Below are 26514 nucleotides of genomic sequence, written 5' to 3' on the forward strand. Positions count from 1 at the left end.
CCCCGTCCTAGCTGCGCCACGATCAGGGCCTCAACAGAGCGCCACATTCTAGGTATCGCAATCACGCTCAACTACGCAGTGAAGCGATGAAACAGTTGTGAATCGAAGGAACAAATGAAAACTAGCAACAGCGGTTCGATCGATCTGCTCAAAGCTGTGAAGATGTTCACTGCAACCTACGAATCAGCGAGCTTTTCGGCGGCAGGCCGACAGCTTGGTCTGACCCCGGGTGCGATCAGCAAACAAATCGGCATGCTTGAGTCGCTGCTTGGCTGCCGGCTCTTTCAGCGCACGACGCGCAATCTGTCTATCACCGAGGAAGGGCGGCGGCTGTATGCGCTGGTCCAGCAACCCGCACAGCAAATCGAGGACGCGATTGAAGCGCTATCGTCCGCCGAGACCCGCGCGAGTGGCGTTGTTAAGGTCTCGCTGCCGATCGCGTTCACACGCGTCACCTTGCTGCCCGTGTTACGCAAGTTTCGGGAACAGTTCGGCCTTGTCACGCTCGATTTGCGTTTCGAAAACCGTCATGTCGACCTGATTTCAGAGGGGTATGACTGCGCCATCGGCAGCTTGCCGGACATCGATTCCAATGTCGTTGCCCGCAACCTCTCACCGTCGCTGCAAGTGGTGTGCGCGGCGCCTTCCTATCTGGAGCGGCACGGCGAGCCGCGCTCCATCGAAGAGCTGGAGCGACACGAACTCATAGCGTTTCGCTCGCCGAGTTCGGGAAGAATTCAGGCATGGAAACTTCAAGGGAAAGATAAGGAAGTCGCCATCCAGCCTCACTCACGGCTCATCGCAACCGATACCGAAGCGTTGGCGGAACTAGCCGTTGCGGGGTGTGGCATCGTACTGCTGGGCGCCCATCATGCGTTCCCGCTCATTGACGCAGGCAGGCTTAAGCACGTGCTGGAGGGCTTTGTTGAACGGCGGGCTGATATCTGCATTTACTATCCGACACGAAAGCATCTGCCGCCGCGTGTCGCAGCGTTTGTGGAGTTTGTGATCGGAGAGGTTCGGCAAAGCGAGGTCGTCAAGCGTTCCGAACGACTACTTAGCCAGCAGATGGGTTGAATATCGGGTCGCTCTTCTATCCAAGCGCTGCGTGGCAGTCGCGCCACGCAGCCTGTTTGCGATCAGTGGCGCAAGAGTTGCGCGCTGATGTTTACCCCCATGCCCTGTCGATAGGCGAGTTGCACCATCAGCATGCCCAAGGGCTCCAGGAAGCGCGCACTGGTTAGTGGGCCGGCATCGACGGGGTCAAGTCCCAGTTCGCCGATGAGCGTTGCCACCATGCGCTTGGCATCGACATCGTCGCCGCAATAGAACTGCGTGGGCCGCTGCCCACCGGACTGCAATTTACCGGACTGCAACTGCTGAGCGAACGGGAACAACACTTCGACCACTTTGGCGGTCGGCGCGAGCCGCGCGACTTCTTCCGCGGCGGAGGTGTTAGTGCCCAGCGAAAGACCGCTCAAATCCGCGTTCAAAGGATTGTTGCAACTGATGAGGATTTTACCGGCGAGCGCGGGAGCAGCATCCTTGAGTGCGATGTCGATCGCGGCCCAGGGCACGGCGACTAGCACCACATCGCCAAACTGAGCTGCATCGATCGCCGTGCCAGTGCGTCCGCCGGCTGAAGCCGCCGCTTCATCGAGCGCCTTGGGGTCCTGCGTAAAGCTGAACATGACTTGGTGGCCTGTGCTCGACCAGAGTTTGCCGAGACAGCCACCCATATTGCCCGAACCGATAATGCCGATCTTCATGCAGGCTTCTTATTCCGTGGGAGATACGATCTGAGAGCGCGATTCACCGGCCGTGCCGAGGTTTCAGCACTGCCTTGGTCTGGATAGCTTAATGCGCTACGCACTGCATCGGCTTTAACTGCTTGGCACAACAGTTTCTACCTGAAGCGTCTCCGAGGTTGAGTGCCACGGGCTTTAGCATTCCCTCCCAAAGTCATGGAGATTGGACGTGAAGAAGCGATGCGAGATGGCGGCTGTTCAAGTGTCGTCACGAGATGGGTGACATCGGGGTAGCGCGCGCCCAAGGATGCCCGATGCATCGATCCGCGAAGTGTAGGCAGTCGCGTGCTTTGAATGTAGCCATGATTATTCTTCGCCTTTGATGGATCGTCGCTTATCGACAGACTGGATAGGAGCCGCGAAGGGGGCACTCAGTATTCGGCTAGCGAGAGAGCCTGCTCGTGCATTTCATTGATGTGGAAGCCGTTGGTCGATGTCGTGAGCTTTGCCAGTTCGTCGTCCAGCCATGCACGCAAGGAAGGGTCGCGTATTTCAAATAGTTCAAATACGCCAAGCGCGCGTAGTGCAGGCAATTGCGCGAGCAGTTTGGGCTCCATCAAGCGCAGCACTGACTCGGGAGTGGCTGGGTCGAGCATCTGATGAGCACAGGCAACAAAGGTCTGCAGCGGACACAGGCTGGAGGCGGGTTTCAAATTGATCAGCTCAATCGGGGACATGTAGTCATCTCTCTGAATCAACATGCCATCAGCAGCGATACGCGTTGCTGATGGAGACCAACAAAGACCTTGGCGGAGGCTGATCTGTCCTGTGTGGGTGAGGGTAAGCACGGGACGTCAGCGGCCTTGATGGCAGGCGGCGAACCGAATCAGTCAAGCACGAGCTTTTCGATGAAGGCGACCGCGTTGACTAGGCCTTCTTCAGCCCTCATTTTCTTGCTGAGGGCGCGCGCGCGTGTGCTGACCGTGTCCGTTTTCGCGAATTCGATGTGGCTGGCCAATTGACTCGCATCCAGGCGCTTCCAGCTCCGGGCATCCGCTGCGACGCCTGCTTGCCGCAGCCGGTTCGCCCAGAAAAATTGGTCGCCGGCAAACGGCACCACCACGGAAGGAACGCCCGCTCGTGCCGCGGAGTGAGTCGTGCCGGAGCCGCCGTGATGCACGACGACCGAGGTTCTAGGGAATAACCAGTCGTGCGGTGTCTCTTCAATGACAAAGAAATTGGCTGGCAGCATGGAGGCTTCCACACCACTCCATCCTGAGTAGAACAATGCCCGGCGGCCAGCAACAGCCTTGATCATTTCCTTCAGCAGTTTCGGCCTGTCGAAGCCCGCCATGCTTCCGAATCCAACATAGATCGGTGGCTCACCCGATGCGAGGAAGTCACTAAGCGCGGAAGGCGGCGACCATTCCCGCTCTGGCTGCATCCACTGGCCGCATAGGCAAGCATTCGCCGGCCAATCGCTTGGTGGGGGCAACAGGCTTGGCGACACGCCGTAGAGCATGGGGTGCTGCGTCCACACGCGTGCCCGCGCGGGTAATCCGCACACCTTTGAACGCGCTGCGTTGGTGGACTTTCGGAACGCACGCCACAACATGCCATTCACAAACTGGTGAGTGGTGCGGTTCAGCCATCGCGGGACGATTCCCGGGGGCAAGAAAGGGGATGGGAACGTCGCCGTTGGCGTGATGGGGATCATGCCGGAGCCGATGGCTTGCACGCCCAGGTATTCGGCAGCCGACAAACCTGCAAACGCGGCCAAGCCCCCGACGATGATGGCATCGCAGCCTTTGGCGACGGTCACGATCTGCCTGAGCCAGGATTCCGCATTGACGTTCGCAATGCGTGCCAGCACGTTCACCGTGCTGCGAAACCGGTCACCCTCCGCAACGACGCCAGAAATCGAATGGTGGGGTTGCAGAGTCCCCCTGATATCCCCGGTCAGCGCGGCCGATGGCACACCAAGAGCCTTGGCACTGCCAAGCGTGGAGGCATCAGCCAGCAACCGTGTTTCATGCCCAACGTCCATCAGCGCACGACATAACGCGGCAAGGGGGCGCGTATCGCCTTCCGTGCCATAGGTCACGACAGCAAACTTCATGTTCACTTCCTGGGCTTAGAAATTTTCACCGGGGCCGAAGCTGCGCCTTCGACGAACAACTGGACGACGCTGGCAAATTCCTTACCCAACTTCAGGCCAGGAATGTCCAGCCAGCGCAGCAATGCGCTGAGATAGAGATGGTGGAACATCAAGGCCAGATGCTCGGCACTCAGATCCGTGCGCATCTCGCCGGCTTGCTGGCTGTTGAGGATCAGCCATCTGAAGGCGCTGGTCATGTCACGAGCGCTATCGCTTTCAACGTTGGGTGCTGTTCCGATTTCCAGAAACCGAAAGCGTAGGTACGGCGGCAGATAGTCCCGATGACGCTCGCACCAGTCAGCCGAGGCCGCCAGTATGTGCGTGATTCCATCGGCAAACCTGGTTTGCGGCCCGATAACACCGGCCAGGTGCCCGAGGTCCTTGGCCAGCTCCATATGGATCCAGTGTGCGAGTACCGCTTCTTTGGTGGGGAAGTGGTTGTAGAGCGTGCCCTTGGCGACATCGGCTTCGGCCGCAATCCGCTCCATCGTCACCGCTTCAAAGCCATGCGCTTCGAACAGACGCGCAGCTGTTCCGGCAAGGTGATCCAGGGTTTGTGAGCGCTTTCTATGGCGGCGACCGCTGGTTTCGGGAGAGGTCATCGCGTCCTCATAAATTTGAACGACGTTCAAGTTTAGTCGTCGTTTAATGCGTGGCGCAAGGGGGGGCTTGATAGCGCACCCATCATCGCCGGCGCTGGATGCGCTCGAGCTCGTGACTCTTGCGAGGAAGCTCGAGAAGGTGCGCGAAGCCTCGCATGGCAGCGTCGGCCATGACGGCCTATTTCGGAAAAGTGGATTCCACTGTCGAATACCTATACCTCGATGGCACGCCAAATCAGAGGTGATCGGGTCGTTCTGAATTCGAAAATCGGTGAGAGATCAACCCACCGAGGCTGTCATGAGGGATCTCGCGGTTGTGGTCGGTCAACCAACCTCAGCTCGAATGCAATTCTTTGACCAGCGCCCTTTTTTAAGAAGGGGCCTCAAGAGGTCCTTTCGGCTGCAGCGTCAATATCTAAGACTTCCACTGCTTCGCAGATATTGGCCTTTCAAAGCCGGGGCAAACAATGCTCTACGCGAAATCACAAGTTGGCCAAAACGGACAACTTATGCTTTCAGCCACAGAGATGTCTTGAGAGCAATAGATGGTGGGCCCACCAGGATTCGAACCTGGAACCAAAGGATTATGAGTCCTCTGCTCTAACCGTTGAGCTATAGGCCCTTGCTGGCGCCGGGCACGTTGCGTGTCCGGGCGAGGCGAAGCTGGTCATGTTAGCGGCGTGGGGTAGGAGCGTCGAGGGGCAAAGGTTGGTGAGGGAGGCATATTTTTCCATCACATAGGCAGGCGTACGCTCGCGGTTCCTTTGGGCGTGCGGAGGCGTGTCATGAGCACTGAGGTGGTTGCGAAGCGGTTGGTGGCGCTGTGTCGTGAAGGCAAGTACGAGGAGGCGCAGCGAGAACTCTATGCGAAGGATGCGGAGAGCATCGAGCCGGAAGGTTTACCGCCGGGGGCGTTGGGCAATGTGAAGGGATTGGATGCGATCTTTGAGAAGGGTCGCAAGTTTCAGGAGTCGATCGTGGAAGTCCACGGTGGCGAAGTCAGCGAGCCAGTGGTAGCGGGGAACTGGTTCAGTTGCGCGATGACGCTGGACGTGACCATGAAGGAATATGGGCGCGTGAAGATGTCTGAAATCTGCACGTATCACGTGAAGGATGGGAAGATTAATAGGGAGCAGTTTTTTTACGATATGGGGTGAGGGTGCTTGCTGCGCTTGGAGGAATGAGGGCGCGAGTTGTGGAGAGGGTGGCTCAAGGGCTCACCCCTTCCCAGCCCTCCCCTGTCCCACGGGACTAGCTTCGCGTCGCAAGGAAGGGGGCAGGCCTCGCAAGATTTTGGCTTTGTTTCTTTGCTGAGGCGTGGACGAAGCCCATAAAAAAAGCCCCGCGATGCGGGGCTTTTTGTTGAAGCGTTTGACGATGCGATCAGTCGATGTCGAGGAACGAGCGGAGCTGCTCCGAACGGCTCGGATGACGCAGTTTGCGCAGGGCCTTGGCTTCGATCTGGCGGATGCGCTCGCGGGTGACGTCGAACTGCTTGCCGACTTCTTCCAGCGTGTGATCGGTGTTCATGTCGATGCCGAAGCGCATGCGCAGCACTTTGGCCTCGCGCGGGGTGAGGCCGGCGAGCACGTCGCGCACGGTTTCCATCAGGCCCGTTTCCGTCGCCGACTCGATCGGCGAGCTGGCGTTGGTGTCTTCGATGAAGTCGCCGAGATGCGAATCTTCGTCGTCGCCGATGGGGGTTTCCATCGAGATCGGCTCTTTCGCGATCTTGAGCACCTTGCGGATCTTGTCTTCCGGCATCTCCATTTCCTTGGCCAGTTCTTCCGGCGTCGGCTCGCGGCCGAACTGCTGGAGCATCTGGCGGGAGATGCGGTTGAGCTTGTTGATCGTTTCGATCATGTGCACCGGGATACGGATGGTGCGTGCCTGGTCGGCGATCGAGCGGGTGATGGCCTGGCGAATCCACCACGTGGCGTAGGTGGAGAACTTGTAGCCGCGGCGGTATTCGAACTTGTCCACGGCCTTCATCAGGCCGATGTTGCCTTCCTGGATGAGGTCGAGGAACTGCAGGCCGCGGTTGGTGTACTTCTTCGCGATGGAGATGACGAGACGCAGGTTGGCCTCGACCATTTCCTTCTTGGCGCGGCGGGCCTTGGCCTCACCGACCGACATGGTGCGGTTGATTTCTTTGATGTCGGTGAGCGGCAGGAACAACGCGCGCTCGATGGTGGCGAGCTTTTCCTGCTCGGCATCGATCGCTTCGCGATAGTTCTTGATGTTCGGCGACCACTTCTGGCGCTTGCGGCCCAGCTCGGCGGCCCACTCGAGGTTGCCCTCGTTGCTGGGGAATGTCTTGATGAACTCGGCCTTGGGCATCTTCACTTGCTTGACGAAGATGTCCATCAGCAAGCGCTCGTGGTGACGGATGTCGTTCACCACTTCGCGCAACTTGCGCACGAAACTGTCGATCAGCGCGGACGGCAGCTTGAGCTTGAGGAATTCCTCAGCCATCTGGTCGCGCAACTTGACGATTTTCTTGTCGGTGATGTCGGCCGCCTTGGGGGCGGCCTTCTGGAACTTGCCGTAGTAGTCGCGCAGCAGCTCCATGCGGCGCTTGACCTCTTCCGGGTCCGGACCGGTCGGGCCGGCTTCCTCGTCCTCGGCAGCGGTATCGTCCTCTTCTTCGGCCTCGGCGTCGCTCTCGCTGGCGCTTTCTTCGGCGGCGGCCAGGGCGGCGTCGGCGGCTTCTTCCAGATCGGCGAAGCCGGCCAGGATCTCGCTAAGGCGACGCTTGCCGTCCAGATGCTGGTCGTATTCCTCCAGCAACAGCTGGATGGTGAGCGGGAAGCTGGCGAGTGCGGTCTGCACCTGGCCCAGGCCTTCCTCGATGCGCTTGGCGATGGCGATTTCGCCTTCGCGGGTCAGCAGCTCGACGGTGCCCATTTCGCGCATGTACATGCGCACCGGGTCGGTGGTGCGGCCGACTTCGGCGTCCACGGCGGAGAGCAGGGCGACGGCTTCTTCGGCCGCGGCCTCGTCGTCGGTGCTGCCGCTGGTGGCGGTGTCGGAGAGCGGGTCGGAATCCGGGGCGGCATCGTGTACTTCGATGCCCACGCCCTTCAGCACGGCCATAATGTCTTCGATCTGCTCCGGATCGACGATGTCGTCGGGCAGGTGGTCGTTGATCTCGGCGTAGGTCAGGTAGCCCTGCTCCAGACCCTTGGAAATGAGCGCCTTGATTTCAGACTGTTGCTCGGGAGCTTTGCTATTCATACCTACCGCCGCATATGCAGGAACCGATCAGTATAGCGATGTGATGCTTTTTTGACCAGTTTTCAAGTGAAAAATGTGAGGACGGGTACACGCAAAAAGCGCGCCAAACAGGCACTGATGGAAGAACATCGATGGGTTTTATGAGTGCGTTGCGTGGCGACGCGGTCATGGCACTTCGAGCCAGAACGTGACCGGTCCGTCGTTGACCAGATGCACCTTCATATGGGCACCGAAGCGCCCAATTTCCACCCTTGGATGTGCCGCGCGGGCCAATTCAACCAGGCGGTCGAACCAATACCGGCCATGCTCGGGAGAGGCGGCGCTGGTGAAGCTGGGACGCATGCCGGAACGGGTGTCGGCGGCCAGGGTGAACTGGCTGACCAGCAGCAACTCGCCGCCGGTGTCGGCCAGTGAGCGGTTCATGCGGCCCTGTTCGTCGCTGAACACGCGGTAGCCGAGCAGGCGCTCCAGCATGCGGCGGGTGCGCGGCTCGTCGTCTCTCGGCTGTACTGCGACCAGGGCCAGCAGGCCGGGGCCGATGGCTCCCACGGTTTCCTGTTCTCCATGGGGATGTTCGACATCGACACGGGCGGATTGGACACGCTGGATGAGGGAGATCATTTGGGAGCAGTGAGTAGGTAAGTCGGCGGCTGCGCCGCCTGGTAAGGGGCAAGGGTAAAGGCAAACAACGCGGCGCGGGATGGCGCGCTTACTTCTCACTTCTTATCGGGCGGCGCAGCCGCCAACTTCCCCGCTTCTAGCTACACTGCGCCGCTCATGCGATTCGATATCTATCTTCTTTATCTCCTGCTTCGCCTGCTCGGCCGGCTGCCTCTCCGGGTGCTGCACGGCATCGGTGCCGGCATGGGGCGTTGGTCACTGCGGCTTCACGGCAAGGCGGTGCGCAACACCGACGCCAACCTCGGCATCGTGCGACCGGAGTTGGACGAGGCCGGGCGTGCGGCGCTGTTGCGCGAGGTGATGATCGAGAGCGGCAAGTCGATCACCGAGATCGCCAAGATCTGGGGCAACGATGCGGAGCGCGCGCTTGGACTGGTGCGCGAGGTGAAAGGCGAGGCGTTGTTCGATACCGCGCTGGCAGCTGGCAGAGGGGTGATCATCGCCGCGCCGCATCTGGGGTGCTGGGAGTTGCTCAACTATTGGTTGTGCCGCAAGACGACGATGGCGATTCTCTATCGCCCGCCGCGTATTGCAGCGGTGGAGGGCCTGCTGCGCAAGGCGCGCGGCGCGCTGGCGCCGGAGCAGGTGAGGGCCGAGGGTGCGGGCGTACGGACCTTGTTCAAGCGCCTGGGGGCTGGCGGTACGGTCGGTATCCTGCCGGACCAGAAGCCGCGCGAGGGCGAGGGCCAGTTCGCGCCGTTCTTCCGCCGTGATGCGCTCACCATGGTGCTGTTGCCGCGGTTGGCCGCGCGTACGGGGGCGACCGTGTTGTTCGCTTTTGCCGAGCGGTTGCCGCGAGGTGAGGGCTACCGCATTCACCTGCTGCCGGCGCCGGAAGGCTTGGCAGATGCCGATTCGAGCGTTGCCTGCGCCGCGTTGAATCGGGGCGTGGAGGCCTGCGTGGAGCAGGCGTTCACCCAGTATCAGTGGCATTACAAGCGCTATACGGCTGGCGATCGGCCGAGCCCGTACGACTGATGGTTTGCACGACATAAGCCGCCCGCAGGGCGAGGGTCATGAATGGCCCGAGTGAAACGGCCTGATAGGGCCGCGCTTTTTTCGACAGCGGTCCTGCTAACGTAGGGCTTTCGCGCACAGGGTGCGCTCCTACGGCTTTTCCAGCCGGCGCAAGAACACCGTCATTTCCTTCTCGGCCTGCTTGTCGCCGCGCTGGCGCGCAGCTTCGATGCCGTGGCGCCAGGCATCGGCGGCATCTTCACGATGCTCCAGAGCCTGGCAAGCCTTGCCCAGCAGTTTCCACGCCGCGGAGTAACTGGGGTCGAAAGCCACGGCACGACGCAGTTCTTCGGCAGCAGCAGTCATCTCGCCGATGCCCAGCAGGGCGTTGCCCAGTGAGAAGCGCAGCAACGCACCATCGCGCGGTCCGCCGCACTGGGCACGCAGGCTGGCGATCAAGGCTTCGCTCATTGCAGCGAGCGGAAGCGCCACGCATCGACCTGGTAGACGCGGGTCGGGTGTGGCGGTTCCGGCGGCGTGTGGCCGGCGCGCTGCTCGGCCAGTGAGGTGGCCGGCCAGATCACCACCCAGCTGGAACGGAACGGCTGTACCAGCAGCGGGTAGCGCAAGTCGTTGGCGTCGAGCTTTTCGGGGCGGGCGACGATCAGGCCATCGGGATGTTCGCGAGCAAATGCCTGGAGCGACTCGCCTTCGCTGAGGCGTTCGATCGGATGGGTCAGGCGGCCTTCGAAATGGAACTGGCCTTCGTAATTGCCCAGGTAGCCAATCGCCCTGCCTTCGGCATCGGCTGCACCCAGCAAGTGTGCCGACGGGCGCAGATCGAAGTTCTGCCACATGGTGAGGGTGAACAACGTGTTGAGCGACAGCGTGCCGATCAGCCCGGCCAGCGCCAGGCGGCGCATTTCGCCGCGGCCGCGCAGCAACAAAAAGGCGCCAAGCAGCACGAACACGATGCTGAAGAAACGGCTGTAGTGCGAGCTGTTGTCGAGGTATTCGCCGTGCATCACATTGTGGCTGACCAGCACTGGCAGCACGAACAGGAACACACCGAACAGGATGCCACCCACACCCAGCGGCCACGTGCCCAGCCAGGCGCTATCGGCCAATGCGGGACGCTTTTCGCGCAGCACGGCAATGGCGCCGGCCAGCAGCAGGGTGGCGCCGGCGAACTCCGGTAACGGGTAATACAGCTGCTTGCCACTGATCAGTGAGAACGCCACCAGGATCGGCAGCAGCCAGCACAGGCAAAAGCGCAAACCCGGTTCCAGCGGACGGCGTAATGCCGCCAGGGCCACCCAGGCGCGCGGCCAACCACTGAACGGGAACAGCAGCGCCGGGACCATCGGCAGGTACCACCAGAACGGGCGGGCGTGATCGAACGCATCCACCACGCGGCCGGCGGTCTGGGTGAAGAACAGGCGCTGGCGGTACGCCTCGCCGCCGCTGAAACCGGCCGGCAATGCCCAGGCGAGCAGGATGGTGCCGCCCAGCAGCATCGCCAGCACACCACGGCCGTACCAACGGCGGCGGTTGCGATTAGCCCAGTCGCTCCACAGCGGACCCAGCAACCAGGGGAAAACGATGTGCAGCAGCATCACCGGGCCCTTGGTCATCAGGCCGGCGCCGATGCACAGGCCGAACCACAGCCAGCGCGGTTCCTCGCGCTGCGCCTTGGGCGTCAGGCACAGCAAAGCCGCCAACACCCATACGGCCAGCAGCACCTCGTACATGATCTGCGTGCCGAACAGGAACGCGTAGCCCAGCGCCAGCAACATCCACGGCGCGCCCTTGGCTACCCACGGACGGTTGGGGAACAGGCGCCGCGCCAGGGTCGACAGCAAAACCAGCTGGGCGCCGCCGAAGATCACCTGGAGTACGCGCGGCCAAATGTCGCTCACGCCAAACACGAACCAGCCGGCGTGGATCAGCCAGAACAGCAGCGGCACCTTTTCGCTATACGGCTGGCCGTTGATATGCGGCACCAGCCAATGACCGTGATTCCACATCTCCCAGGCCACCGCGAGCGTGCGGGTGGAATACAACGGCATCGGTCCGTGCGAAAAGATCGCCAACAGGGCCACCGCAGCCCATAGCGGGAGCCATGGCCACAGGGATCGCAGGTGTTCGGAACGGCTGTAGGCGCTGGATGGCACGGGCGAGCTTCTTGGCGGAGGTGGGGCGATTCTAGTCTGAGAGCCTGTTCAAGGTCTCCGCGTAGCCCGCGTTGAGCCGCAGAGCGCGACAGGTGGTGGGGCGTGGCGCGCTCTGCGGCTCAACCCTCCGGGCCGGGTCTGTTTGCCCGCATGCCGGCGTCATCACTCGGTTGTGTACCGACGTACACGCCCTCGTTCTTCCTTGGCCTGCGAGCAAACAGCTCCCGGCGCGGGCTACGCGGAGACCTTGAACAGGCTCTGGGCTTTCCCGAAGCTTGGGTGAGCGCGGTTCGGGTCACGCTAAGGGTTCAGGCAGGACCCCAATAGCCGATCCGGCGGCGCAGTTTGAGCTTGCGCCACAGGTTGAGCGGCTTGCGCCGGCGGTTGCGGCCACCGGCGGCGATGAAGGCATCCACCGCTTGCAGCACGCGTTCGCTGGAGTGGCCGTCACGATAGGGATGAATGGCGTCGGCGTACTCGCGGATCGCCTGCATCAACTCCGGTGGCCGTGCCAGCGCGCGCTGGATGGCCGGTTCGAATTGTGCCGGGTCGTCGATGTCGATCAGCTGCGGTCCCGGGCGGCGATTCTTGAACGTCACCACGGGCTTGCCGGTGAGCAGGAATTCGTTGAGCGCCGATGAGGTGTCCGAGCACATCATGTCGACCTGCGGGAACAGCTCGAGGATGTTGTCGTTCTCGGCGAACGTCAGGTGCTCGTTCTGCAGCGCCTTGTATTTGGCCGTCGTCTCCGGGTCCATCTTGGGATGGAAGGTGACGATCCAGCGCCAGCGACCATCGCGCGACAGGCGCTTCACCTCTTCGTACAGCGTCTCGGCAGCGCTCCAGGAGGGTGAGAAAGTGGAGTGATAGAGGATCACCGGCTTCTCGCGCACGGGCGGCAGCGGGCCGGCGATCTCCTTCATGAAGGGGTCGAGCTTGGGCCAGCCGGTCTCGGCCACGGCGAAGTGGCCGAGCTTGTCGGCGATGGCCTGGAATTTCGCGGTATCGCGTGGACCGGTGGTGCAGTACAGGTCGAAGAAGCCGCGGATATAGATATGCCGAGGCTTGCCGGCATCGAAACCGTGGAAGGTTTCCACTTTCACGCCAGGGAAAAAATGCGGCACGGCATTGCTGGAGGTGATCACGGCGCGCGGCTTCCAGCGACGGACCTCATCTACCGTAAGCAGGCGCTCGCCCTCCGCCAGATCCTCGGCGCCGGGGCCGTCGAAGAACCAGGCCGCCTCGCCACCACGCGCGCGAATGGCATCCTGCACCGGGCGCAGGATAGCCAGCGCGTAGCGCTCGGAGCCATAGAGTAGGTAGTGCTGTTTGCTCATGGATTAACGATCGAGTCCGTGGCGGTTCAAGGCGTTAGCCGCGCTTTCGCACGAGGCCGGATTGTGGCGCATCTCGTAATAGCGCATGCGCTTGTACACGGCGTAGGAGGCCGCCGTCTGGGCGATGGTGTAGCCGCGCCAGCCGTCCAGGAAGGCCAACCGGAAAACGTAGTCTTTGATAAAAGCCAGCACGAAAACGAACGGGGTTTGCCACATGCGCACCGGCTTGCCCTTCTCCAGCCAGTCGCGGCACTTCAATTCGGCGTAACGCAGCACCTTCAGCTGCTTCTCCGGCAGGCTGGGGTTGTTCTCGTGATTGAAGCGGGCGCTCAAGGTGACCGAGCCGCCGTCGAAGCGCAGCGATTCGTGGACCCGTACGTCGGCCCAGCGAGCACGATCGCGATGATAGAGCCGCGCCATCTTCTCGCCCATGGAAGGCAGGTACCAGCGCATCGGCGCGCCCATATAGATGGTGGCGCGGCGCAGAAAAATGGCGCAGATGTCGCTGGCCATCAGCGCGGGCAGGCGCTGCTCCAGCTCCGCCGCCAGCGCCGGGGTGAGGTACTCATCGGCGTCCAGCGCGAGAATCCAGTCATGGCGGGTCTGGGTGGTGGCGAAATTGCGCTGCGGGCCGAACCCCAGCCAGTCCTGGTGCACTACCCGTGCCCCGTGCGCCTGCGCAATGGCCACGGTGTCGTCGGTGCTGCCGCTATCCACCACCACTTTTTCGGCGGCAAACGGCACGCTGTCCAGGCAGCGCGCAATATTCTTCGCCTCGTTGTAGGTCATCACGACGAGGGTAAGCGGGAAGGTCTGCATGCGCGGATTCTAGCCGATGCCTGTGATGCGGCTGGCGTGGATGCCTGGGGCGCCCGCCGAGCCCGGTGGTTGGTGCCTGCAATTATTTACAAAGCATGACCCGTTCGCGCCACGCCATACGGGCTGCGAGTATCCTTTCGCGTCGTCGTGCGTTGTCCGGTGTCGACGTCCGCGGGCATGTTGCTCCGGTGAATGAGGGGCTTGCCTCGAGTCTGTGGAATGAAAGCTTGAAAGAAGTTGCGTACATCGGGGTACCGGAAACAGGACGGTCCGCTTACTTCAAGCGGAGCTGGGCCGCCTTGCCGAAATGGTTTGGGTACTGGCTCATGCTGGGCATGTGGTGGCTGCTGGTTGGCCTGGCTGGCAGCCCCACGGGGCACAAGGCCTGGAACCCCGGCAAGCCCTACCACGACAGTCTGCTGTTGCTGTTTCTGGCGCCGTCGCTGTGGCTGATCTGGAAGTGGCGCCGCGAGCTTGTACGTGGCTTGATGCAACCCATGGAGGGCCTGCTGCTGCTGGCCTTCCTGAGCTGGGCCACGCTTTCAGTGGCCTGGGCTCCGCGCGGCAAGCTGGGCGACGCCTTGATCGTCGTGCTCTATGTGCTGATCTTCGTAGCGGTATGGGCCAGCCTGTTGGCCGGGCAGCCGCGGCGCTTTCGCCAACTGCTGTTTTGGGCCGGCGTAGGGCTCGGAGCCTCCGCCCTGGTGGCCATGGCCGTGTTTCCGCTGCGTTCGAACATATGGCAGGCGCAGGATCGCCTGATGGCGTTCGGCACCCTCAACAATCCCAACTTGGCGGCCTTCGCGTTTGGGGCGGCGCTGGTGTGGATGACACAGCTTTCAGTCGGCGTGCGCTGGCAGCGTGTGCTGCACGTGCTTTCGATGGTGATGTTGACGCTGTTCGTCGTGATGACGTTCAGCCGTTCGACGTGGCTGGCCCTGATTGTGAGCCAGGCCGTCATGTTGCTCGCCACTTCGCACCGTCGTATTCGGCGACGTGCCGCCGTGATGCTGGCGCTGGCGCTGGTGGTCATCGCGCTGGGTGGCTGGCAGTACATGCGGGAGCGCGGGCTTTCCTACCGGCCGCAGATCCTGGAGCAGTCGCTGGCGCTATTCAGTGTGCATCCGTGGCTGGGGTTGGGCATGGGTGGTCGCTATACCATCCAGGTGGGCGACCAAGTTTTGGAGCATAGCCACAACATCTTCAGTCACTTGGTGATTGTGTTGGGATTGCCGGGTGTAATGATCTTTGCGGCATTGTGGCTGGTGGTGGGCTGGCGCGCCTGGCGCTATCGCCACGTGGTCATCGGGCGCGTCCTGCTGGCGCTGTGGATCTATGCGAGCGTCGCCTGGCAGTTCGATGCGCCGCAGCTGTTGCGCCGGCCGGACGTGGAGTGGCTGTTGGGTTGGCTGCCGCTGGCGATGAGTGTGGGCCTGGCCTGGCGTATCCGCGATCACCATCAGCCAGCCACTGGCAACGCGTTGTCGAAGCCAGGAAAAGTGTCGCTGGTGGTACTGACCTACAACTGGCCCGATGCCTTGGCCAAGGTGTTAGCCAGCATCCCCACGCAGAGCCGTCTGCCGGATGAGGTCATCGTGGCCGATGATGGTTCGACGGAGGCGACGCGCGACGTCATCGAGCGTGCGGCCGCGAGTTTCCCGGTGCCGATCCGGCATGTGTGGCAGGAAGATCTCGGTTTCCGTGCCGCCCGCTGCCGCAACCGGGGCATGGCGGCGAGCCGGGGCGATTACATCGTGCTGATTGACGGCGACATGGTGCTGCATCCCCAGTTTGTGGCCGACCACCTGGCTTTGGCCGAGCCAGGCTACTTCCTGCAGGGCGGACGTTTCAAAACGCATCCGCGGGAAACCGTGCGATTGCTGGCGGGGGGGCGTCCGGTGTTTGCGCCCTGGGCCGACGTTGATTTCAATGTGTTCGACGGTATCAAGCGCTTGTACGCGTTTCGCTCCTTGCCGCTGGCGCGCTGGAAATCACGCGCCCGCAACGGCGGTCGCGTGATGAGCTGCAATATGAGTTTCTGGCGCGACGATCTTCTGCGCGTGAATGGATTCGACGAGCGCATGGAAGGCTACGGTGCGGAAGACCGCGAGCTCGCCGCCCGCCTGGGCAACGCCGGCGTGCGTCGCCGCCAGCTCAAATGGGCTGCGCTGGCCGCACACCTGGATCACCCCACGCGCGCGCAGCCTGATGTGAATGACATGAGCCTGCCGAACAATCGCCTGTTCCGCGCCACGGTCGTCGAACACATCACGCGCTGCGAGCACGGCATCGACGCTCATCTGGCGGAGCTGTCACCCGACCAGCCCTCGAACTAGGCCTCAGCTTCCGCGAGGATGCTCAGGATCTCGCGAGCGACGTCCGCGGGCGTCCGCTCATAGGCATGGATGGTTCGGTTGCGCGCGCCATAGGGGCCCCACTCGTCGGCGCTGGTCCGGGTGAAGATGCCCATGGTGGGCACGCGCGAGGCGCAGGCCAGATGCATGATGCCGCAATCCGCGCTGGTATAGGCGGTCAAGGCGGACAGCACGCTGGCCAGCTTGCGCAGATCGGTCGAGAAGTAGGTCGGATAGCGCGAATCGAGCATGGAGCGGCCGAACATCGGCACGATTTCCACGATGTGATAGTCGGCGCCCGCCGACTCCAGCGTTTCAAGGAAGGGGGACCACCAGTCCGTGCCGAGCAGCTTGTCGCCGGTAGCGTTCGCAAAGATGCCGATGACGCCCTTCTTTCCTGGCGTCGAATCCACCGACGCCAACACGCGATCCAGTGCCTCGCGTCCCTGCGCCCGTTCTTCAACGGTCAAGTGAATATCTGGAACGGGCCAAGGAGTTTCGGTGGTTTTGCCGATGGCACTACGCAACAGGAAGACCGGTCGCTTGCCTTTGCTTCCCGGCGCGGCGTCGACCGGAACGGCATGGGTCACGTTGCCACTCTTCTTGGGGCTGTCGAAACCGAGCTTCCACCTGCCCTTGGCCATCAGCAGATACAGGCGGCCAGTCTGGGATTGCGGATCCGGGTCGATCACGAGGTCATAGCGGCCCTTGCGCAAGCCGCGAAGTTCACGCATGAGCTGCAGTGGATGGCCGACGCCATGAGCGGGCAGCCGAAAGATGCGGCTGACGCTGAAGTACCTGCCATAGATGGCCTGCGCCACGCCGCTGCGCGTGACGATGTCGATCTCGGCGCCAGGATAAGTCGCTTCCAGATCCTGGATCAGTGGCGTCAGCAACAAGGCGTTACCCAGCGTATGACTGACGTGGCAGATCAGAATTCGGTGGATACCGACCTGCGGTAGCGGCTCGCTGCTCTGCTGTGCGGGCTTGCCGAAAAGCAGGCGCATCAGCCGACGTGCAACACGACGTCGCAGGCTGTTGATGTCGAGAGAGCGGCGAAGAGGAGTAGACATGAATCGACCTATGCTAAAGCAGGTTCTTGACGCGACGGCCTGGACTGGTAGTGAGAGGGCAAAGAAGGGCCGGCTGCCGAAGTGCGGGTAGCCGCATCAATGGATAGGATGCTCAAGCCCCCAGTTCAGCAAGCGCCGCGCGTACGCGCGGGACAAAATTCGCGCTGTTCTCCAGAAACCACTGCCTCGCGTTTGCGCGCATGTCGGCGATCGCTTCATCCGGAAGCACCAATGCTTGCGTCACAGCTGTTTCCAGGGATGCCTCGTCGAAGGCATAGGTGGTTGCCAGCCCCATCCGCCCGGTCCCGGCATAGCTGACCAGAAGACCGCGTTCCGACGTCACCAATTCGTTCATAGGCGGCGCGTCCGCCACGAAGCTAATCGCGCTGACGCCAAGCGCCTCGACGATGTAGTGTCCCCATCCCTCGATTTCCGATGTACAGACGTGAAACAGGTGGCTGTTTTGTAGGCGACTGAGTTCCGCGTACTGCGCCGGAATGTTGCCGTCGAGAAAGTAGCGAAGATGACATATGTTCGAGGTGCTGTGATCGACCGGTGCGCAATCGGGGTGCTGAAGTACCGTGAGTACGGGCCACTCAGGATGGCGGCGCCATACGGCAAGCAGCCGTTCGGTGCCTCGAGTCACACTGCCGCCGGCGAGGTGGAAGAATGAGCGCTCTCGCGGAATGGCGGCATCGAATCGGTCTTCACTGTCGAAGCCTATCAGCGAAGTGGCCTTGCCCAACGCGTCAAACGCCTCGACGGCATCCATTGTTTTGCACCATACGCGTGTTACGCGATGCAGGTGGCGCAGGTCCCTGGTGTCGAACCATGCTGTGTTCGGTAGCGCGATGGTACGGCGCGCCAGTCCAAAGTGTGCGGGCCAGAGATGCTCGAACATAATGTTGAGATCGAAGCGCGGCGGTTCGCGATGTTGCAGGGCATGGCGCAAGCGGCGCAGGGCTCCGCGCCATCCGCCGCGGCCCAGGCGCCAACGCACGCGCTCGTCCGCCTCGGTAAGGCGGGTGAAATGGACCGTGCAGCCACATGCTTCCAGCGCTGCTGCTGTCAGTTGCAGGTCGCGACTCAGGCCGAGACCATTATCGGGTGCTATGAGGTTGATGCTGAGGCTCATGAAGCGATGCTATCAATGGCGATGGGGGAGATGGGTGCCTAGGGCAGCGATCGCATCGAGCAATAGCTTCGGGAAGGTCTTTTGATTGCCTTCATACCAATGCCGGGCGGCCCGGCCGAGAAGCGCTTGTTCTTCGTTGGGCATGCTGATGCAGCGCTCGACGGCTTGACGCATGGAATCCATGTCGAAATCGTAAAGCGTGGCTAGTTCCTGGCGGCCGGTTGCATGAGCGGCGACCAACACCCCGCGATCCGGTGTGATCAGTTCATTCATCGGCTCACCGTCCACCGTAACGGTGACGGCGCCAAGGCTCAGGCTCTCCACCAGCGAATGGCCGTAGCCTTCGGTTTGCGACGGACAAAGATGGAACGCGTGTGCATTCTGCAGGCGCCGCAGTTCCTGCTCCTCCATGTAATGGCGGATCAGTCGCACATTGGGCGGCAGCTCCGGAATGTTCACCCGCTTGCGCCGCCAAACCACGGTCAGCGTGGGCCATTCCGGATGCTTGGACCAGAGCTCAATCAGCGGCAGCGTGCCTTTGTTCCCGCTGCGCCCTGGGCCATGGAAGAAGCCTGGCTGGCGCACCACGCCGGCGAGGCGGCAATCCTCGCTGGTGAAGCCTATATAAGTGGTCTTGCAGTTGAGCTCGCCGAAGATGCGCTCGGCATGACGGGTTTTCGCGAAGACGCGATCGAAACGCGGCAAGTGCGGCAGCCATTCCGAGTGAAACCATTCGGGATTGGGAATGAGCACATTGTGGTGGGCATGCCGGAACAGTTCCGGCCGCACGTGCTCGATCATGATGTTGATGTCATAGCGCGCGTTGAGCACGCCGCGCATCCACCCGCGCCACAGGCGGCGCACACGCGCATGCAACCGCCGCAGGCGGTTGCTTAGCCGACCGCGATGGCCAAGCTGGGTCAGGGTGATGTCGTAGCCGGCGCCGCGCAGGATGCCAGCCAGCAGCTGCATGTCGCGGGTGAGGCCGGCGCCATTGCTACGAACGATCAGGTTGACGCTGCGTGTTTGCATGTCGTTTCGCGTGGATGAAATCAGTATCTGTACGGTTGGCTGTTGGACAGCTTGCTCAGTCGGTGGTGCTGGTGGGGGCCTGGTCCACATCCTCGCTCGGCACGCAGCCCTGCACTACGGCGTCGGCCTTGAACAGCCACCACTCGCGGCGGTTGGCATGACCGAGGCTGACGGCCTTGGCGCGGTCCACGCAGTTACCGATCGCGGTATCCAACGCGAATAGCCAGCGTTTGGCGGGGGACTGCGCTTGCCATGTCACGGCGGCCGTGTATTGCTCGTGCGTGGGCACTTTGAAGCCGAAATCGGTGGCGGGGCGATCGAGCATCAGCAGGTTCTGCTCTTTCCAGGCGATCATGCCGAGCTCGTCATTCGCGGGGACGCGTTCGCGCACCTCGCGCATCAGTCCGGCGGAGGAGCTGGAGTCGTTGAGCAGCGGATAACCCCATAGGCTCCATGCCAGCCAGATCGCCGCCATGCCGCCGGCCACGGCCCATGCGGCATGACGCATCCGCAGGGCGGCGACGAGGATGAGTTGCACGGCGCCCATGGCAATGCACATCCACCAGAGCGAATGCTCGCCTTCGCCAAAGCCGCGCGTCGTCGCAAGGTTCGTGGCGAATGCCGGGTGCGCGATCAGCGCGTAGGCACCTGTCAGCAGAAGTGCTGCGCCCAGCACGCCGATGAACAGCAAGCCCGCGCCGCGTAGCCAGCGCGTCTGCAGGAGTTCGCCAAGGAACGGCGCGGCGGCCAGTGCCGCCATGGGCAACATGGGCAGGATGTATACATCGCGCTTGCCGGGCGAGGCGCTGAAGAACAACAGGACCAGTACCAACCAGCCCAACAGCAAGAGTTGCCGCGCATCTTTCGCTTTCAGCTGCTGCCACCAGCGTGGTATCGCACCTGGATAGACCAGGGAGAACGGGAGCCAGCTGAACGCGATGATCGGGATGTAATACAGCGGAGAATGAATATGATGCCAGGCGTTGCTGTAACGCTGCGCCGTCTGACGGAACAGGATGTCGTTGACGTAGGCGGCGTAGGCGGGGTCGCTGCTATGCGCTTTGGCACTCAGCAACATCGGCACCAGCCATAGCGCCATCGCGGCGAGCAGTGCCACCAAGCCCAGCAACCAGCGCCACCACGCACCGGCACCCATGTGCGAGATGCCTTCCCATCGCCAGTGCCACGCCACCAGGTAAGGCAGCAGCATGAACAGCGCGAGCACGCCGACCCCCTTGGTGATCACACCCAGGCCGGCGCAAAAGCAGCCGAACCAGAAGGCGCGCCAGTTCGGCCCCTTCAGCAGGTGCACCAGCAGACCCCAGTTGGCCGCCGTGATGTAGAACAGCACCAGCGGATCGATCTGCGCCCGCTTCACCTGGTAGACGAACTGAAAACTCACCAGCAACGCGGCGGCGGCATACAGGCCGGTCTGCCGGTTCCACAGGCGCCGACCCAGGTCGTACACCAGCAGCATCGTGCCTAGTGCAGACAACAGCGAAGGAAGCAGGAAGGCGATACGCCAGCTACCAGTGATGACGAAGCTGGCTGCTTCGGTCCACATCAGCATTGGCGGTTTGTCCGAATACAACTCGCTGCCACGATGCGGGAACAGCCAATCGCCACTCTCCACCATCTGTTTCGCGGCGAGGGTGAAGCGCGGTTCGTCCGAAGGCCATGGGTCGCGCAGGCCGATGCCGGCGCCAATCACCACCAGGGCGAAGATCAGTAGCAGCCAGAAGTAGCGGCGTTCCTGGACGGTGGCTTGGGTAGCAACGGACATGCGTGGATTCCGGCGGCGGCGCCGCGTGTCATCGGGTATCGGTGGACGACTTTCTAAGCCGGGCGCCTTACCCGGTGCTGAGCCACGCCGTTTCAGCGCTTCTCGAGCACGGCATAGTACATGCCGTCCAGATCGTCATCCCCGGGCAGGATCTGCCAGCCGACGCCGGCAGGCAGTCCCGCGGGCAGCGCGAAGGCCGCGATATGTGCCTCCGGTTGTTCCGCCAGGAAGGCTTCAACGATGGCCTCATTCTCCGCCCTCAACAGCGAGCAGGTGATGTAAACCAGCCTGCCGCCAGGCGCCAGCAGCGGCCACAGCCCATCAAGGATACGTCGCTGTTGCGCGGCCAGCGCGGGGATATCGCTGTCGCGACGATGCAGACGAACGTCGGGTCGCCGGCGCAGCACACCCGTGGCCGAGCAGGGAGCATCGATCAGGATGCGGTCGAAGGGTTGGCCGTCCCACCAGTTGGTGGGTGTGCCGGCATCGCCGATCACTACGTTGGCGGCAAGGCCTAGACGATCGAGGTTCTGCTGGATGCGGGTGGAGCGGCCGGCGTCGAATTCCAGTGCGGTCAGCGCGATGTCGGCCCGCTCCAGCAGGTGGCACGCTTTGCCGCCCGGTGCGGCGCAGGCATCCAATACGCGCTGGCCATCGCGAACCTCGGCGAGGTCGGCGGCGATCTGCGCGGCGCCGTCCTGCACGGCGAACAGGCCTTCGGCAAAGCCGAGCATGCGGGTGACGTCGGCGCTGTGCGGCAGCACGATGCCGTCCGCGAGCCAGGCATGCGCGTCGGCGGTATAGCCGTCCGCGCGCAGGCGTTCGATCAACGCGTCGCGGGTGGTGCGGCGACGGTTGATGCGCAACATCAGTGGCGGTTCGCGGTTGTCGGCAGTCATCACCGCATCGGCTTGTTCCGGCCAATCGCGAGCGATCGCCTTGGCCAGCCAGGCCGGGTGCGCGTGGCGCGTCTGCGGTTTGCTGTCGAGCGTGGCGAGCAGCGCGGTACGTTCGCGTTGCCAGCGGCGGAGGATGGCGTTGACCAGCCCGGCCATGCGCGGTCGCTGCAATGCCCGTGCGGCCTGTACGGTGGCGGCGACAGCGGCGTAATCGGGCAATTGGAGGATCTCCAGCTGCACCAGGCCCAGCACGAGCAGGGCATGGATCGCGGGCTCCTTCTGGCGCAGCGGCTTCTCCATCAGGCGGTCGAGCGCGGCGTCGAAGCGCAGCCACCAGCGCGCCCCGTCGCTGAGCAAGGCCATCAGCAAGGCGCGGTCGCGCGAATCGGCGAGCCGGGGCGCGTAGCGCTCCATGGCGTCGCGCAGCGAGGCGCCGCGCAAGGCGACTTCAGCCAGGGCTTGCGCGGCAAGGGCGCGGGTATCGGTCATCGGACGTTGCGCAGGTCAGGCCGCGCGTTGAGGTAATCGGCGGCGCCGATGCGCTTGCCGCCGGCGCGTTGCAATGCGGTCACGCGCAAGGTGCCGATGCCGCAGGCGATCTCGATGCCATCGCGGCCGGCGGAAAGTACGCTGCCCGGCGCGGCGTGGTGTTCGCGTTCGATCGCCTGCGCCGCCCAGATGCGCAGCGGTTCCCCGGCAATGTCACCCTCGGCGACAGGCCAGGGATCGAAGGCGCGCACCTGGTGCTCGAGTTCGATGGCGGGGCGCTGGAAGTCGAGTTTCGCTTCGGCCTTGTCCAGCTTGTGCGCGTAGTTGACGCCTTCTTCCGGTTGGGGCGTGGCCGTTAGAACGTGGCCCGCCATGATGCGGCGCAGGCCTTCCGCGAGTACGTCGGCGCCGAGCGCGGAAAGGCGGTCGTGCAGCGAACCGCCAGTGTCCTCGCGGCTGATTGGCGTACGGCGTTCCAGCAGCACGGGGCCGGTATCGAGGCCGGCTTCCATTTGCATCAGGTCGACACCGCTTTCGGCGTCGCCAGCGAGAATCGCGCGCTGGATCGGCGCGGCGCCGCGCCAGCGCGGCAGCAGGCTGGCGTGTACATTCCAGCAGCCGAGTCGCGGTATCGCCAGCACCTTGCGCGGCAGAATCAGCCCATAGGCCACCACCACCATCAAGTCCGGCTGATAGGCCGCGAGCGTGTCGCGCGCTTCCTGCGTCTTCAGCGATTCGGGCTGCTCGACAGCGATGCCGGCGGCCAGCGCCGCCTGCTTCACAGGGCTCGGTGTGAGCTTGCGGCCGCGGCCGGCCGGGCGATCGGGCTGCGTGTAGACGGCTACCACCTCGGCACCGCTGGCGCGGCAGGCTTCGAGGCAGGGGACGGAGAATTCCGGAGTGCCGGCGAAGACAATCCGCAGGTCAGAGCGCCCCTTGCTCAAGCGCTTGCCGCCTGCTTGCGCTGTTTCTCCAGGCGTTTGAGCAGCAGGGAGCGCTTCAGTGGCGACAGGTAATCGACAAACACCTTGCCGGCAAGATGATCCATCTCGTGCTGAATGCACACGGCTAGCGGGCCTTCGGCTTCAACGATGATCTCGTTGCCGTCGACGTCATTCGCCCTCACCTTCACCTTCAGCGCGCGGGTGACGTCGGCATAGATGCCAGGGAAAGAGAGGCAGCCTTCCTGATAGACCTGGGCGCCATCCTTCTCGAGGATCTCCGCGTTGATCAGTGCCAGCGGCTGGTTGCGCTCGTCGCTCATGTCGGCCACCAGCACGCGCTGGTGCACATTGACCTGGGTGGCGGCCAGGCCCACGCCGTTGGCGGCGTACATGGTTTCGAACATGTCGGCGACGAACTGCTTGAGCTCGGCATCGAACGTGCGCACGGTCTCGGCCTTGGTGCGCAGGCGGGGGTCTGGGAATTCCAGGATGGACAACACGGACATGAATCTCACCTCGGCGCCCAAATTGCGGGTCACTTGGTGAAAACCAAACCCGGGCGCGATCTAGAATGGACGTCATTGTACGTCGGCAAGCCCGTGTCTGGCAGGCAGTTTTGCCAACTGGCTCAGGTTGCGCCCGTTAACTGTTCGGTTACACTCGCCCGAGCGTCGGGGGACGGGGGATTCCCAATTATGATTAAGAAGTCCATAGGGCTGTTGGCCGGCATGCTGGTTACCGTTGCCGTCTATGCCGCAGGCGCCCAGCTGCGCTCCGATCACCCCGATTCGTACACCGTACGAAAGGGGGACACGCTATGGGGCATCTCGGCCCGCTTCCTGTCCAAACCCTGGCTGTGGCCAGAGATCTGGCAGGCCAACCCGCAGGTGCAGAATCCGCACCTGATCTACCCGGGCGACGTGCTCAACCTCTCCTTTATCAACGGACCGCACCTCGGCCTGCAGCCGCGCGTGCGCGCCGAGGGCGAGGCGGTTCCGGCGATTCCGCTGTCTGAGCTGCGCCTGTTCCTCAAGGACATGCGGGTGATGAATTCCAACGAAGTCAACGACTCGCCGTACGTGGTCGGCTTCGAGGAAGGGCGCCTGCGTGGCGCGGTCGGCCAGAACATCTACGTGCGCAACCTCAACAGCGAGCCGGGCCAGCGCTGGGCCATCGTACGTCCAAGCCATGTTTTCCGCGGCTTCAAGGAAGACGATCGTAGTGACCCGAGCAACGGCATCGTTGGCCACGATCTCGATAGCGACGTGTCCATGGTCAAAGGGCCGTGGAATGAAAACTTCCGCAACGACGGTCATTACGGCCGCGGCCACGACCTGGGTGTGGAAGTGGCGGTGATCGGCACTGCCGAGACCTTGCGCACCGGCGATCCATCGACCCTGCTGCTGCTTGATTCCACGCAGGAAATCCGCAAGGGCGACCGCATCCTGCCGATCGACGACAAGCCTTACGACGCCTACTACTACCCCCACGCACCCAAGGCCGCGCCGGAAAACGCCCGCGTGATCGCCTTCGCCGATGCGATGGACGCCGTGGGGCGGCGCCAGGTGGTAGCCCTCTCGATCGGCGCGAAGGACGGCGTGGAGAACGGCCAGACCTATTCGGTTTTCCAGCCGGGTGAAAACATCCACGACGATGTGGCGAGCAACAGCTGGGACCGCGGCGTCGGCAAGCGCGTGACCTTGCCGGAAGAGTTCGTCGGGCATGTCATGGTGTTCCGCACCTTCGACCGCGTCAGCTACGGTCTCGTCATGGACGGCCTGCGTCCGGTGAACAAGGGCGCTCGTCTCGCCTTGCCTGAATAAGCTGGATCGGCATTGACTGACAGAACGGCGCGGACTACCGCGCCGTTCTTGTTTCGAGGACTCGCCGTAGACTGCGCAGATGAGTGAACAGGATGAATTGCGTGCCTGGCTGATTCTGCTGCGCGTGCCGGGGTTCGGCGGCGGCGCCCTGCGCGAGCGCCTGGCAGCCCACGATGGACGTATCGAAGCCGTGCTGGCGCACGTTCGCAAGCGGGTGTCGACGCTGGACGAGGAGGCGCGTGCCTGGCTCGAACAGCCGGACGAAGCGCGCCTACGGGCCGATCTGGATTGGCTGGCCGAGCCGGGCCACCGCCTGCTGCGCTGCGACGAGCTGGATTTCCCGCCCCTGCTGGAAGCCATTCCGCAGCCGCCCGCGGCCTTGTTCGTCGCCGGCGATGCCAGCCTGCTGCTGCGCCCGCAGGTGGCCATTGTGGGCGCGCGCAACGCGACGGCCGGCGGGCTGGCCCATGCCCGGGCCTTCGCCCACGAACTCGCCCTGGCCGGTTTCATCATCACCAGTGGCATGGCTGATGGCGTGGATGGCGCTGCGCATGAGGCGGCCCTGGATGCGGGGCAGCCCACCGTGGCGGTGGTCGGTACCGGCGTGGATCGCGTCTACCCGCGCAAACACCATGCGCTGGCGCGCCGTATCGCCGAGCATGGGGTGCTGGTGAGCGAGTTTCCGCTGGGCACGCCAGCGCGAGCCGACCACTTTCCCCGGCGTAACCGCATCCTGGCTGGCCTGTCGCTGGGCACACTGGTGGTGGAGGCGGGGTTGCGGTCCGGTTCGCTGATTTCGGCTCGTTTGGCCGGCGAACAGGGGCGGGAGGTATTCGCGCTGCCCGGCTCCATTCATAATCCGCTCGCCCGCGGCTGCCATCGGCTGATCCGCGACGGCGCGCGACTGGTAGAAAGCGCCAGCGAGATGATTGAGTTGCTGGCGCCGCAAGCGCTGGCGCTGGGGGCCGAGCTGGCGACCCGGCTGGGTGAGGAGTCCTCCTCGCCCGGCCGCCAAACCGGCCAGGCTCACGGCTGGCGCGACGACCCGGAGTATCGGCAGCTGTTGGCGGCACTGGGTCACGACCCGGCATCGCTGGACGAGCTGGCCGAACGCACCGGCCAGTCCGCCGCGGCTCTGTCATCGATGCTGTTGATGCTGGAGCTGGAAGGCGTGGTCGAAGGTCTTCCGGGCAGTCGTTACCAGTGCTTGTTCGCTTAGGCGGGCGCGGCAAAGTCGCTCTGTACCTCGTTTTCACGAGGCCCAGCTTG

At 63.1% G+C, this 26514-nt stretch carries 23 protein-coding genes and 1 tRNA gene; 6 read left to right on the top strand and 18 right to left on the bottom strand.

What is annotated here, in order from left to right:
* The first annotated feature begins 114 nt into the window (after nucleotides 1–114).
* On the top strand, nucleotides 115–1077 hold the full coding sequence (locus tag OUZ45_RS06475) for a LysR family transcriptional regulator (RefSeq protein ID WP_266169125.1): 963 nt from the start codon (nucleotides 115–117) through the stop codon (nucleotides 1075–1077).
* Nucleotides 1078–1139: 62 nt separating this feature from the next.
* Here the strand turns inward: OUZ45_RS06475 and OUZ45_RS06480 are convergent, their stop codons facing one another.
* The 5 genes from OUZ45_RS06480 to OUZ45_RS06500 form a co-directional block, all read right to left on the bottom strand.
* Nucleotides 1140–1769, bottom strand: coding sequence for an NADPH-dependent F420 reductase (locus OUZ45_RS06480; RefSeq protein ID WP_266169126.1), 630 nt, complete (start codon nucleotides 1767–1769; stop codon nucleotides 1140–1142).
* Nucleotides 1770–2179: 410 nt separating this feature from the next.
* A complete protein-coding gene (locus OUZ45_RS06485) occupies nucleotides 2180–2485 on the bottom strand; it encodes a hypothetical protein (protein WP_266169127.1) in 306 nt (101 codons plus the stop codon).
* A gap of 149 nt (nucleotides 2486–2634) precedes the next feature.
* The gene (locus tag OUZ45_RS06490) at nucleotides 2635–3867 is read right to left on the bottom strand and encodes a glycosyltransferase (RefSeq protein WP_266169128.1); all 1233 of its coding nucleotides are present in this window, start codon (nucleotides 3865–3867) and stop codon (nucleotides 2635–2637) included.
* Between the two features lie 2 nt (nucleotides 3868–3869).
* Nucleotides 3870–4538: a TetR/AcrR family transcriptional regulator gene (locus OUZ45_RS06495; RefSeq protein ID WP_323137527.1), complete on the bottom strand. Its 669-nt coding sequence runs from the start codon at nucleotides 4536–4538 to the stop codon at nucleotides 3870–3872.
* Nucleotides 4539–5054: 516 nt separating this feature from the next.
* Nucleotides 5055–5130: transfer RNA gene (locus tag OUZ45_RS06500), tRNA-Ile, on the bottom strand.
* Between the two features lie 163 nt (nucleotides 5131–5293).
* On the opposite strand from OUZ45_RS06500, the gene OUZ45_RS06505 reads away from it, so the two are divergent.
* Nucleotides 5294–5665 carry a SnoaL-like domain-containing protein gene (locus OUZ45_RS06505; RefSeq protein ID WP_266169129.1) on the top strand — a complete coding sequence of 124 codons (372 nt, stop codon included), beginning with the start codon at nucleotides 5294–5296 and terminating at the stop codon, nucleotides 5663–5665.
* Nucleotides 5666–5891: 226 nt separating this feature from the next.
* Here the strand turns inward: OUZ45_RS06505 and rpoD are convergent, their stop codons facing one another.
* Together rpoD and dtd are read right to left on the bottom strand one after the other, a co-directional pair.
* The gene (gene rpoD / locus OUZ45_RS06510; RefSeq protein WP_266169130.1) at nucleotides 5892–7745 is read right to left on the bottom strand and encodes an RNA polymerase sigma factor RpoD; all 1854 of its coding nucleotides are present in this window, start codon (nucleotides 7743–7745) and stop codon (nucleotides 5892–5894) included.
* Between the two features lie 165 nt (nucleotides 7746–7910).
* Nucleotides 7911–8366: a D-aminoacyl-tRNA deacylase gene (gene dtd, locus OUZ45_RS06515; protein ID WP_266169131.1), complete on the bottom strand. Its 456-nt coding sequence runs from the start codon at nucleotides 8364–8366 to the stop codon at nucleotides 7911–7913.
* Nucleotides 8367–8522: 156 nt separating this feature from the next.
* Between dtd and OUZ45_RS06520 the strand changes: the two genes are divergently transcribed.
* The gene (locus tag OUZ45_RS06520; RefSeq protein WP_266169132.1) at nucleotides 8523–9404 is read left to right on the top strand and encodes an LpxL/LpxP family acyltransferase; all 882 of its coding nucleotides are present in this window, start codon (nucleotides 8523–8525) and stop codon (nucleotides 9402–9404) included.
* Nucleotides 9405–9533: 129 nt separating this feature from the next.
* Here the strand turns inward: OUZ45_RS06520 and OUZ45_RS06525 are convergent, their stop codons facing one another.
* From OUZ45_RS06525 to OUZ45_RS06540, 4 genes are all read right to left on the bottom strand, one after another.
* Nucleotides 9534–9854, bottom strand: a complete 321-nt coding sequence (locus tag OUZ45_RS06525; protein ID WP_266169133.1) for a tetratricopeptide repeat protein — start codon at nucleotides 9852–9854, stop codon at nucleotides 9534–9536.
* Nucleotides 9851–11557, bottom strand: coding sequence for an ArnT family glycosyltransferase (locus OUZ45_RS06530; protein ID WP_266169134.1), 1707 nt, complete (start codon nucleotides 11555–11557; stop codon nucleotides 9851–9853). Before OUZ45_RS06530 ends, OUZ45_RS06525 begins: the two co-directional genes overlap by 4 nt.
* Nucleotides 11558–11865: 308 nt before the next feature.
* A complete protein-coding gene (locus tag OUZ45_RS06535; RefSeq protein ID WP_266169135.1) occupies nucleotides 11866–12894 on the bottom strand; it encodes a CDP-glycerol glycerophosphotransferase family protein in 1029 nt (342 codons plus the stop codon).
* A 3-nt stretch (nucleotides 12895–12897) separates the two neighbouring features.
* The gene (locus tag OUZ45_RS06540; protein WP_266169136.1) at nucleotides 12898–13713 is read right to left on the bottom strand and encodes a glycosyltransferase family 2 protein; all 816 of its coding nucleotides are present in this window, start codon (nucleotides 13711–13713) and stop codon (nucleotides 12898–12900) included.
* A 326-nt stretch (nucleotides 13714–14039) separates the two neighbouring features.
* Here OUZ45_RS06540 and OUZ45_RS20760 point away from each other — a divergent pair, with 326 nt between their 5' ends.
* Nucleotides 14040–16049 carry a glycosyltransferase gene (locus OUZ45_RS20760; RefSeq protein ID WP_323137528.1) on the top strand — a complete coding sequence of 670 codons (2010 nt, stop codon included), beginning with the start codon at nucleotides 14040–14042 and terminating at the stop codon, nucleotides 16047–16049.
* Here the strand turns inward: OUZ45_RS20760 and OUZ45_RS06555 are convergent.
* The 7 genes from OUZ45_RS06555 to def all read right to left on the bottom strand — a co-directional run bounded on the left by OUZ45_RS06555 (nucleotide 16046) and on the right by def (nucleotide 23928).
* Nucleotides 16046–17140, bottom strand: coding sequence for a glycosyltransferase family 9 protein (locus tag OUZ45_RS06555; protein WP_266169137.1), 1095 nt, complete (start codon nucleotides 17138–17140; stop codon nucleotides 16046–16048). The genes OUZ45_RS20760 and OUZ45_RS06555 overlap by 4 nt on opposite strands.
* Before the next feature lie 112 nt (nucleotides 17141–17252).
* A complete protein-coding gene (locus OUZ45_RS06560; RefSeq protein WP_266169138.1) occupies nucleotides 17253–18275 on the bottom strand; it encodes a glycosyl transferase family 1 in 1023 nt (340 codons plus the stop codon).
* 12 nt (nucleotides 18276–18287) lie between these two features.
* Entirely contained in the window at nucleotides 18288–19307 is a 1020-nt protein-coding gene (locus OUZ45_RS06565) for a glycosyltransferase (protein ID WP_266169139.1), read from the bottom strand.
* Between the two features lie 55 nt (nucleotides 19308–19362).
* Nucleotides 19363–21090, bottom strand: coding sequence for an ArnT family glycosyltransferase (locus OUZ45_RS06570; protein WP_266169140.1), 1728 nt, complete (start codon nucleotides 21088–21090; stop codon nucleotides 19363–19365).
* A gap of 92 nt (nucleotides 21091–21182) precedes the next feature.
* On the bottom strand, nucleotides 21183–22478 hold the full coding sequence (rsmB, locus tag OUZ45_RS06575; protein ID WP_266169141.1) for a 16S rRNA (cytosine(967)-C(5))-methyltransferase RsmB: 1296 nt from the start codon (nucleotides 22476–22478) through the stop codon (nucleotides 21183–21185).
* Nucleotides 22475–23422, bottom strand: coding sequence for a methionyl-tRNA formyltransferase (gene fmt, locus OUZ45_RS06580; RefSeq protein ID WP_266169142.1), 948 nt, complete (start codon nucleotides 23420–23422; stop codon nucleotides 22475–22477). The genes rsmB and fmt overlap by 4 nt, the downstream gene beginning before the upstream one ends.
* Nucleotides 23419–23928 carry a peptide deformylase gene (gene def, locus OUZ45_RS06585; protein ID WP_266169143.1) on the bottom strand — a complete coding sequence of 170 codons (510 nt, stop codon included), beginning with the start codon at nucleotides 23926–23928 and terminating at the stop codon, nucleotides 23419–23421. Before def ends, fmt begins: the two co-directional genes overlap by 4 nt.
* A gap of 189 nt (nucleotides 23929–24117) precedes the next feature.
* Here def and OUZ45_RS06590 point away from each other — a divergent pair, with 189 nt between their 5' ends.
* Nucleotides 24118–25245, top strand: coding sequence for a LysM peptidoglycan-binding domain-containing protein (locus OUZ45_RS06590; protein ID WP_266169144.1), 1128 nt, complete (start codon nucleotides 24118–24120; stop codon nucleotides 25243–25245).
* A gap of 79 nt (nucleotides 25246–25324) precedes the next feature.
* Nucleotides 25325–26464, top strand: a complete 1140-nt coding sequence (gene dprA, locus OUZ45_RS06595) for a DNA-processing protein DprA (protein ID WP_266169145.1) — start codon at nucleotides 25325–25327, stop codon at nucleotides 26462–26464.
* Nucleotides 26465–26514: the final 50 nt, after the last annotated feature.

This window comes from Dyella subtropica (assembly GCF_026283965.1).
GTDB classification, from domain to species: Bacteria; Pseudomonadota; Gammaproteobacteria; order Xanthomonadales; family Rhodanobacteraceae; genus Dyella_D; species Dyella_D subtropica.